The sequence below is a fragment of the Nocardiopsis alkaliphila YIM 80379 genome (genome assembly GCF_000341005.1).
Lineage (GTDB): Bacteria > Actinomycetota > Actinomycetes > Streptosporangiales > Streptosporangiaceae > Nocardiopsis > Nocardiopsis alkaliphila.
In genome coordinates this window covers 1-7,365 of the sequence record NZ_ANBD01000125.1, presented here as the reverse complement: position 1 = coordinate 7,365, position 7,365 = coordinate 1, and the positions used below count along the sequence as shown (strand labels likewise).

Annotated in this window: 3 protein-coding genes (1 of these 3 only partly in view); all 3 read right to left on the bottom strand. The window is 70.9% G+C overall.

Going from position 1 to position 7,365, the window contains the following annotated elements; all coding sequences use genetic code 11:
- Window positions 1-1,084, bottom strand: the start of a protein-coding gene (gene hrpA, locus D472_RS0117675) for an ATP-dependent RNA helicase HrpA (RefSeq protein ID WP_017605802.1). The gene continues 2,879 nt to the left of window position 1, outside the view; the window shows 1,084 of its 3,963 coding nt (coding positions 1-1,084); it begins with the start codon at window positions 1,082-1,084; its stop codon lies off the left edge, out of view.
- 191 nt (window positions 1,085-1,275) lie between these two features.
- Window positions 1,276-2,085, bottom strand: coding sequence for an alpha/beta fold hydrolase (locus tag D472_RS0117670; protein WP_017605801.1), 810 nt, complete (start codon window positions 2,083-2,085; stop codon window positions 1,276-1,278).
- On the bottom strand, window positions 2,082-7,365 hold a 5,284-nt coding region (locus D472_RS25855; protein WP_017605800.1), incomplete at its 5' end, for a type I polyketide synthase. The genes D472_RS0117670 and D472_RS25855, both read right to left, overlap by 4 nt.

Sequence of the window (7,365 nt, the reverse complement as noted above, 5' to 3'; positions counted from 1 at the left end):
GGGGGCGCCCGCCGTGCCGGGACCACACGCGTCTTTGTTCGGCCACGGACAGGCGGGCGTACAGCGGCAGGATCTCGGTGCCGCGGAGCTTCTTCTTCTCCAAGGCCTCGGCGGTGTCACGGATCTCGCGTTCACCGCTGAGGAAGACCAGGACGTCGCCGGGGGCCTCGCGGGAGAGTTCGTCGACCGCCTCCAGGATGGCCTGGGTCTGGTCCTTGTCGGTGCCCCCGGAAGGGTTCTTCTCCTCGGGGTCGAGGATGTCGTCGGTGATGGGCCGGTAACGGACCTCGACGGGGTAGGTGCGCCCGGAGACCTCGACGATGGGGGCGTCGTCGAAGTGGCGGGAGAACCGTTCGGGGTCGATGGTGGCCGAGGTGATGACGACCTTCAGGTCGGGGCGTTTGGGCAGCAACTGCTTGACGTACCCGAGAAGGAAGTCGATGTTGAGGCTGCGTTCGTGCGCCTCGTCGATGATGAGCGTGTCGTACTGACGCAGCATCCGGTCGTGCTGGATCTCGGCCAGCAGGATGCCGTCGGTCATCAGCTTGACCAGGGTGCCATCGTTGGAGGAGTCGGTGAAGCGGACCTTGTAACCGACCGTCTCCCCCAGAGGGGTGCCGATCTCGTCGGCGATGCGTTCGGCGACCGTGCGGGCGGCCAGGCGGCGCGGTTGGGTGTGGCCGATGGTGCCCATGACGCCTCGGCCCAGCTCCAGGCAGATCTTGGGCAGCTGAGTGGTCTTACCCGAACCGGTCTCACCGGCGACGATGACGACCTGGTTGTCGCGGATGGCCTCGGCGATGTCCTCGCGTCGGGCGCTGACCGGAAGTTCTTCGGGATAGGAGAGCTCGGGGACGGCTTCGCGGCGCAGCTCCACGCGTAGGTGGGCGCGGTCGATGTCCCCGGCGATCTGGGTGCGCACGGAGGCGCGGCGGCGCTCGTCACCGATCTTGGCGAGGCCGTCGATGCGCCGACGGAGGCGGTGCCGGTCGGCGGGCATGAGGTCGCGCAGCCGGGAGCGGAGCGAGTCCGCTTCGGAGGAGGGCTTGCGCGCGGAGGCGTGCGCGGGCGTGGTGGTGCTCATCAGTACTCAAGGTTAAGAGGGCTCGCAACCGGTTTTCCCGGCGTGGCCCGAAGCGGTCTCGGTTCGGGGTCGCGACGTGGACGGCCCCGGGCACCGATGTCGCGGGTCCCGGGCGCATCCTTGACACGAACGTACCCGCGAGACGGTTTGTTCCGTGGGCGGGGTGTGGGCGTGGGGGTCGCGGCGCGAGATCACCAGGAACGGGCGAGCCACCGTCGGAGGGTGTCGACCCACAGGCCGTGGCGATCCAGGTGGGCGTCGTGGGAGGCACCGGGCAGATCCACTCGGTGGGTGTGCGGGCGGCGGGCGATCATCTCCTCCTTCTGATCGGCGGTGAACATGCCGTGTTCGGCGAAGACGGCCAGGGTGGGGACCTCCAGGCGTTCCCATTCGGCCCAGCGAGGTTCGAGGACCGCGCGCAAGGTGCGTTCCATGACGAGGGGATCGAAACGGGGACGCAGACCGCCGCAAGCTTGTTCGAGGTCCTCGATCCATGCTCGGGCCAACACGCCCTCGCCGAGAAAGGAACGTGCGACCTTTGGGGTCGCGAAGGGCAAAGGCCAGGAGGCGAGGAAAGCCCCCAGGTCGGCGGCCTGAGCGGGGTCACCACCACCGGGGTGGGTCTCCAACAGGACCAGCCGATCCACCAGGTCCGGGCGGTCGACGGCGGTGAGCAGGGCGGTGTGCCCGCCCATGGACTGCCCCACCAGGTCTACCGGCCGGTCGAGTCCTTCGATGAGGGCCACGGTGTCGGCGACGAACGCCTCCCGGGAAGTGTCCTCGGGCAAGCGGGTACTACGGCCGTGACCTCGCTGGTCCGGCAAGAGCACGCGAAAGTCATCGGCCAACGCACCGGCCGTGGGCAACAGTTCACGGGCACTTCCGGCCAGGCCGTGCAGTAGGACGACGGGCGTCCCCGGTGGCCCGGTGTCCAGGACGTGTAGCCAGACGCGGTCGCGGTGGACCCACCGCGACCGCGTCGGCGGAATCGAAGGTGTCACAGACCCCGCTCCGCCAGCCAGTCGTGCAGGGCGCGACCCACCACGTCCACGTGCCCCTCCAACATCGAGAAGTGGTCACCGGGTACCCACAGGACCTCGTGCCGCGGCTCCCAGGTGAAGCGCGGCACCTCCTGCCCCTGGAGGTCGATGGTGGGCTCTTGGGGGCGCAGTACCACGGTGGGGGTGCGCACCGGTGCGGGCAGCCACGCGCGGAACAGCTTCAGGTAGGCGCCCATCGCGGTCATCCGCACACCGTCCATGATGCCCAGCGACTCGCCCCGCTCGACCACCCCGGCCTCGATGGTCGGTAGTGCCGCGTCGTCGGTGGGATAGGGCGGGTCCAGCAGCGCCATCGCCCGAGGGTGGATTCCGGCCGCTTCGAGGCGTTCCAGGGTCGCGTGGGTCACCCAGCACCCGGACGAACGCCCGACCAGGACGAAGGGCCGATCGCCGACGGTACGCCCGATGGTGCGTGCCTGGACCTCGGCCACGGCCTCCACGGTGGCGGGCAACGGTTCTCCGTCGACGAACCCGGGCTGGGGCACCACGTCGACGTCCCGCAGTCCCCGAACCCCGGCGGCGAACCGGGCGTACTCCTGCACGCCGGAGATCATCAGGATCGACGGCAGGCACACGAACATGGGTGTGTCCGTGGCCTGGTTCCGGGAAAGATGCACCGGGGCGGGCGGTGTACCGAGCCCTTCGGGTCCTGTGAAGGTGGAGCGCACGTGCGCGGCGGCCGCCACCAGGTCCAAGCCTTCGGCCACGTTCCCCTTCGCACAGCAGGCCTTGAACAGTTCCACCAGCCCTTCGCCGATGGGCGCGTCCGCCTTGGCGACGGGGCGTTCGACGTCGCCGTCCCGCCCATCGAGGAGTTCGGTCAGGTGGGCGGCGACGGCGGCCGGGGTGGTGTGGGTGAACACCAGTCCGGCGGGCAACCGCAGACCGGTGTCGGTGTTCAGGCGGTTGCGCAACTCGACGGCGGTCAACGAGTCGAAACCCAGTTCCAGGAAGGCGTCGTCGGGACCGGCCACGCCCCCCAGTACGTCGGCGGTGTGGGTCAGGACCGTACTCAGAAGCAGTTCGGCGCGTTCGACCGGTGGGGCCGCCGTGAGCCTTTGGCGCAGGTCGACGGTGGGGCGGCTTCCGGCGCGGCGCCGAGGTCGGGGGACCAGGCCCCGCAGCATCGGCGGTACCTGACCGGTGCGGGCCGCGCGGGCACGGGCTCCGGCCACGTCCAAGGGCATGGGCACCAGGTGGGGCCGGCCGGTGGCCAACGCGGCGTCGAGCAGGGCCAGGCCGTGGCCGGTGCCGACCGGTCGGCCCATGCCTTGGCGCGCGAAGCGCTGGACGTCGGCCTCGTCGAGCCCCGCCGTGGAGGCGCTGCGCTGCTCCCACATCCCCCAGGAGAGGGAGGTCGCGGGGAGTCCCCGGTGGCGACGCTCGTGGGCGAGCGCGTCCAGGAAGGCGTTGGCGGCGCCGTAGTGGCTCTGTCCCGGGTTGCCCAGGGTGCCCGCCACCGAGGAGAAGAGTACGAAGGCCGACAGGTTCCGGGTGAGTTCGTGCAGGTGCCAGGCGGCGTCGACCTTGGGACGCAGGACGTGATCGATGCGGTCGGGGGTGAGACCTTCGATCACTCCGTCATCGAGTGCCACCGCCACGTGTACGACGCCGGTCAGGTGGGGGACGGCGTCCAGGAGCCGGGCGAGCTGATCGCGGTCGGCGGTGTCGCAGGCGGCGACACCGACCTTGGCGCCACGCGCGAGCAGATCCGCTTCGAGTTCGATGGCGCCCGGGGCCCTCGGTCCGCTGCGGCTGACCAGCAGCAGGTCGCGCACCCCATGTCGATCGACCAGGTGTCGGGCGACCTCACCGCCGAGGGTTCCGGTGGCGCCGGTGACCAGAACGGTGCCATCGCCGAAGTCGATTCGCTCCTGCTCGGGGTGGGCCACCCTGGCCAGGCGCGGTGTGAGGATGCGACCATCGCGGACGGCGACCTGGGGTTCGTCACCGGTCAGGGCGGCCAGTAGGGCCGGGGTGGTACGTCCGGTGTCGTCGGTGTCCACGATCCTGAACCGTCCCGGGTGCTCCAGGACGGCGGAGCGAACGTAACCCCACAGGGGGGCGTGGGGCAGGTCGACGCTCGCGTCGGGGGTGGTGGCCACGGCGTGGCCGGTGAGCAGGGTCTGGCAGGCCGGTTCGGTGCGGGGATCGGCCAACAGCAGCTGTGCCTCGGACACCGCGCGCCCGAGCGCCTCGTGGGCCATCCGAGGTTCGGATCCGCCTCCGACGGAGAGGAAGGGCAGCAGGACGGAGTCCGGTACGGGAGCACCGTCGTCGAGGGCTTCGAGGAGCGCCGTCGCGTCCCGATGGGTCCGGACGGTGTGCCCCGCGGCGGTGAGGGCGGCGGAGGTGTCGAGGTAGTCACCGCCGAGGATCGCCCACACCCGACCGGCTTCGTGCCCCGTGGCGGACTCCTCCGTGGGCATCGCCGCCCAGTCGACGGCGAACAGGTCGTCTCCCCGGCTACGGGGGCCACCGGGGGTGGCGGCACGCAGGGTCAGTGAGTCCACGGTGGCGACGGGCGCGCCGTTGGTATCGGCGAGCAGCATCGCGACCTCGTCGGCCCCGATGGGACTCACCCGTACGCGCAGATGGGTGGCGCCCGTGGCGTGCAGTGAGGTCCCCGTCCAGGAGAACGGCAACCGGACCGCGCCGTCTCCGGAGGGTCCGAGGGCGATGGCGTGTTGGGCGGCATCGGCCAAGGCCGGGTGCAGCCCGTAGTGTTCGGCGTGGTCACGGGCACCATCCGGCAGGGTGACCTCGGCGTACACGTCATCGCCGAGTCGCCACGCGGCGGTGAGTCCCTGGAAGGCGGGACCGTAGGTGTATCCGGCCTCGGCCAGTCGGGGGTAGAGGTCCTCCACGGGCAGCGGAGTCGCCTCCGCCGGGGGCCAGATGCTCAGCTCCTCCCTCGGTGGGGCGACCTCGGGGGCCAAGGTGCCGGTCGCGTTACGGCTCCAGGGACGTTCGCCCAGGTCGGGGGCGTCAGCGGTACCGGCCAGACGAGAGTGCACGGTCAGGGAGCGGCGCCCTTCGTCGTCAGCGGAACCGACGGTGACCTGGAGTTGCACGGCGCCGCTCTCGGGGATCTCCAGGGGTTCTTGTACGAGGAGTTCCTCCACGTACGGAGCGCCGGTGCGCTCCCCCACGTGGTGCGCCAACTCCAGGAATGCCGTCCCGGGCAGCAGGGCCCCGCCGAGGGCGGCGTGGTCGGCCAGCCAAGGGTGCGTGGTGCGGGACAGGCGTCCGGTGAACAGGGTGGAACCGGTGTCGGCCAGCGGCAGGGCCGCCCCCAGGAGCGGGTGGGCCTCGGTCTCCAATCCGGCGGAGGTCGCCTCACCTCCGGTGCGGGTGCCGGTGATCCACAGGTGTTGGCGTTGGAAGGCGTAGGTGGGCAGTTCCACGACCCGCGCGCCGGGGTAGACCGTGGACCGGTCCATGGTGACGCCACGGGTGTGGGCGTGGGCGAGAGCGAGACGGAACCGATCGAGTCCACCCTCGTCCCGGTTCAGGGTGGGGATGGCAGCGGCGTCCACGCCGGCCTCCTCGAAGGTCTCCCGTATCGGCAGGCTGAGGACCGGGTGCGGACCGATCTCGATGAACCGGGTGTGTCCGGACTCCAGGAGGGCGTCGATGGTCTCGCGAAAACGCACCCTCTCGCGCAGACCGGTGAACCAGTAGTGGGCGTCCATTGGCCCGTCGAGGGGCCCCGCGGTGCGCGGAGAGTACAGGGGAACGTCGGGTTCGCGCGGGGTGATGTCGGCCAGCGCCGTGGTGAGCCTGTCTCGGACGGGTTCGGTGTAGGGGGTGTGGGAGGCCAGGTCCCGAACGACCACACGGGCCCTGACCCCTTGGGCTTGGTATTCCTCGACCATCCGGGCGATGGCCGCCGGGTCCCCACCGACCACGGTGGTGCCGGGTCCGTTGTCGACCGCGACGTGCAGGAGGCCGTCATGGCCGGCGATGTGTTCTTGGACCGTGTCGACGCCGAGGGCGATCGAGGCCATGGCCCCGGTGCCACTGAGCTCGTGTACGGCCAGGCTGCGCTCGGCGATGACCTTGGCCGATTCCTCCAGGGTGAGGACCCCGGCGACATGGGCGGCGGCGACCTCGCCCTGGGAGTGTCCGACCACGGCGTCGGGACGTACACCATGGGAGCGCCAGAGTTCGGCCAGGCCGATGAGCATCGCCCACAGGACCTGGGGGACCACGTCCGCGCGTTCCAGGGGCGGTGCGCCCTCGCGTTCGAGCAGCACGTCGGTCAGGGACCACGCGTTGTACGGTGCCAGCGCCCGCTCGCATGCGGCGATTCGTTCGGCGAAGACCGGTGAGGCGTCCATGAGTTCCCGGGCCATGGCCGGCCACTGGGCTCCCTGACCGGGGAAGACGAACACGGTTCGGCCCTCGGCCGTGCTGCGGCCGGACACGGTGGTCGGCCCCTGACGACCGTGCGCGAGGTCGTCGAGTCCGGACAGGAGTGTGTCGCGATCGTGGCCCACGGCGGCGGCGCGGTGGGGGAACGCGTTACGGGTGGTGGCCAATGACCAGCCCACGTCCACCGGGTCGAGGTCGGGGTGGGCGATGACGTGGTCGCGCAGTCGTGCGGCCTGTGCGGCCAGGGCCGTCTCGGTGCGGGCGGAGAGCCACCAGGGGATCGGGCCGTGCTCGGTGCCCGAGGCCTCCCGTGGCCGGAGGGTCTTCGTCGCCTGCTCTGGCTCCGCTTCGGGCGCCTGTTCCACGATCAGGTGGGCGTTGGTGCCGCTCACACCGAACGCGGAGACCCCCATCCTGCGGGGACGTCCGGTCTCGGGCCAGGCGCGCTGTTCGGTGAGCAACCGCACTCCCCCCGAGGACCAGTCCACGTGCGGGGTGGGTTCGTCGGCGTGCAGGGTACGCGGCAGGATCCCCTCACGGATCGCCATGATCGCCTTGATCACCCCGGACACACCGGCGGCCGCGCCGGTGTGTCCGATGTTGGACTTGAGCGACCCGAGCCACAGGGGGTCACCGTCGAGGCGGTCGGTGCCGTAGGTGGCCAGCAGTGCGTTGGCTTCGATGGGGTCGCCCAGAGAGGTGCCGGTTCCGTGCGCCTCGACCGCGTCCACCTCGTCGGGGGACAGTCGAGCGTCCTCCAAGGCCTGGCGGATGACGCGCTGCTGGGCCGGTCCACTGGGCGCGGTCAGTCCGCTGCTGGCACCGTCCTGGCTGATCGCGCTG